We start from the raw sequence: 2,913 nt of genomic DNA, 5'->3' as shown, positions 1-2,913 counted from the left end.
TTTATGTATATGGAAAGTTGCGTGTTTGTGTGCGAGGATTTTCCGAAGGAAAATCAGAAGCAAGCAAACGGGCAACTAACATTGGTTTAGGTAAAACTAGCAATTTTTTATATACGGTGTTACAGCACGTTATTTTATTTCTTTTACATATTCACAAGGATTTCTTTGGTCCACACCATCATGATAAATCTGCAATGAAATATTTTTTTTTGTCATTTTTTTAGTTTCAATTTTGTAAATGTTTTCAGTACAAAGATTAAACTTGGGTATTACAGCCTTATCAAACAAAATGAATTTAGATTCTGTTATGATTAAGTCTTGTCCACACCCTAAAAAACTGCCATTATCTATTACTTCTAAATTATAGTCCTGACTAATTTTAAATTTTTCTAATGGAGTTTGGTATGGTAATGTAATTCCTGAAAAAATTACGTAAGGCAAATTCCCTGCAGCACTTAAAAGACTTAGAGTAGAAATAAAAACAGCAAAAATTCCAGATAATATTCTAATGTGCGCTTTTTGGGTAAGTCCGAAAGTCAAAATAACTGATACAACAAAAAGGACTGCAATAATTGTTGTTGTATAAAAACCTTTTAATCTAATATCATAAATCATTAAAAAAGTACAAATTAGAAAACAAATCAAAGAAGTGATGCAGGTTATTTTTATTATCCGTTCAATTTTCGGTAACCTTTTTTTGCTTATCAATAAGGATAAACTAATTAAGAATGAAATAATTATTAACAATATAAATGCTCCCATTTCTCTAATGTGCTGTAACGGGTTAGGCTATGGAAAGTTGCGTTTTAGAAAACGTAATTTTCCGATGTTTAAATTTAGTTATTTTATTAGTTGGAAACATCCTATTTTACTGAATTAAGCAATTTTTTATAGCCATTGTTAGCAACTGTAATTATTCTATTAATATTTTTTTAAACTTTTCAATATTATCCCAATCAGTATTATTTGCTTTCTCAACAGTTATTAGATTAATAAATTTATCTTCTTTCCCTAATCTCTTTAAATAACATTTAAATTCATCGATGTTATCTGCTGTATAATAATCTTTTTCTAAAGTCATTTGTTCAGAGTCAATGAACTTATTAAGAAAAATATAGCCATCACATAAATCTTGGAGTTTGAAATTCTCCTGACCAAATTGATAATAAGAATTTTTACTTTTCAATTCTCCAATAAGATTATTCTTTAAATCGAAACCAATCCTTTTATTTTCAAAATAATCCATAACAGAATCGAGTTTTCCGTGAACTGGAAGTACAAGTTTATCATAATCTTTAGATGAAGACCAAGCACAATGCAAGGCAATTGTATATGATTTATCTTTTACTAAATCATAAATTAGATTACCTGTTCTTTTTTCATATCCTTTCAATGAATCTTTTTTGTAATCGTATCGAGGAAAATCATATTTTGTGACTGAATGATTTAATCCTAAATAAATGAGTGCTTTTTCTTCTTTATCTACAATCTCCTTTTTTATAACATCAGCCATAAAAATGTCGTAATCAACATCATACCAAATTTCATCAGATTCGCCACAAGGAATATAGCCATCACTTAAATTTATTACTCTAAATTTTCTGTCATTATTTGAAAGCTTTGAATTTACCTTCCAAGCTTCTTCATAAATATCAATATATTCTTTAAAATTCCAAGAAGGATCCGTTTTGTAATAAATCTCTTTAGCAAGTTTTCTGTCAAATTTTGGAAGTTTTAATAGAGAATCGAGTAAATGTTGATGTTTATAACTTCCAAATTCAATCGCTAAATTATATACTCCGTTTTCGTACAACTTCGGAATAATACCTTTTATAAAATCTACATCTTGTTTTATTCTGTGAAATTCTCCTACGAAAATATAATCTCGTTCTTTAAATTTATCAATAACATAATCTTCTGGGGATTTCCAATTATTTTCTAAATATTTTTTTAAATCAGTCTTGTTATCTTTATTACAAGAAGTGAAATTTATCGTAATAAAAATTATTGTCAAAATCTTAAATAAGTCTCTCATAACAGTTTTTATCTTATTATTGTTGCTAACGTTTATGTATATGGAAAGTTGCGTGTTTGTGTGCGAGGATTTTCCGAAGGAAAATCGGAAGCAAGCAAACAAAGCAACTGACAATGGTTTAGTATAAAACTAGCAATTTTTTATATACGGTGTTGCCATTTCGTTGTTTTTTTTCTTACAATTTTTGGTCAGTCGTCAAATTCCTTTTTTTGCGTTTCGTTAATCAGTCTGCTGCAACAGTTGCGCACTGCTTTGGTCAGTCTGATGTTTTTTTAGTTTTTATTCCGCAAACTTTTTCAATTCCGAATTAATAAAGATTGTTGTTAGAATTCTTTTTTTCTTTTTCAAAAGATTTTGTCAAAGTTTCTAATTCCGCTTTTTTTTCAGATTCTGTCAACTTTATGTTTTCATTAATTCTCTTTCTTAAAGAATCATATTTTTTCTTTAAAGTTTCCAAATGTTCTGTTTGTCCAAAAGAATGTAGTTGTAATTTTTCCATAAATCTCTATTTTTTGTTCGATTTTAAGTGCGTTTCGCAATGAATGGCAACGTTTATGTGTAAGGAACGTTGCGTGCTTGTGTGCGAGGATTTTCCGAAGGAAAATCAGATGCATGCAAGCAAAGCAACGACCAAACGGTTTAACTAAAATAAGCAATGTTTTTTACACGGTGTTGTACGCTGGTTTTATTGATAAAATTTTATTATATCAACAAATTTTGTTGGTTCAATCACACAATCTGAACAACTCATGATATCAGAATTTTTATCTTTCAAATAATCCAATATTCTTTTTTCCTCTTCAGTTGGTTTTATGTTATATTTTTTTATAATTGATAAAAGCCCAATTGTACCATAAGTTTGAACTTCAGGTGAAAAT

4 protein-coding genes are annotated in these 2,913 nt (G+C 28.2%); all 4 read right to left on the bottom strand.

From position 1 onward, the window contains the following. Window positions 1–129 precede the first annotated feature (129 nt). Window positions 130–615 (bottom strand): hypothetical protein, encoded by a 486-nt coding sequence (locus ACFQ0I_RS15965; protein WP_379943959.1) that lies wholly within the window; start codon window positions 613–615, stop codon window positions 130–132. 298 nt (window positions 616–913) lie between these two features. After that, window positions 914–2,035 carry a hypothetical protein gene (locus ACFQ0I_RS15960; RefSeq protein ID WP_379943958.1) on the bottom strand — a complete coding sequence of 374 codons (1,122 nt, stop codon included), beginning with the start codon at window positions 2,033–2,035 and terminating at the stop codon, window positions 914–916. 307 nt (window positions 2,036–2,342) lie between these two features. Then, the gene (locus tag ACFQ0I_RS15955) at window positions 2,343–2,534 is read right to left on the bottom strand and encodes a hypothetical protein (protein WP_379943957.1); all 192 of its coding nucleotides are present in this window, start codon (window positions 2,532–2,534) and stop codon (window positions 2,343–2,345) included. A 186-nt stretch (window positions 2,535–2,720) separates the two neighbouring features. Continuing rightward, a partial coding sequence (locus ACFQ0I_RS15950) for a hypothetical protein (RefSeq protein ID WP_379943956.1) occupies window positions 2,721–2,913 on the bottom strand: 193 nt, incomplete at its 5' end.

The organism is Mariniflexile aquimaris (genome assembly GCF_042676825.1).
Classification (GTDB): Bacteria; Bacteroidota; Bacteroidia; order Flavobacteriales; family Flavobacteriaceae; genus Mariniflexile; species Mariniflexile aquimaris.
The sequence above is the reverse complement of the archived record's forward strand: the minus strand, read 5'-3'. Positions and strand labels throughout refer to the sequence as shown.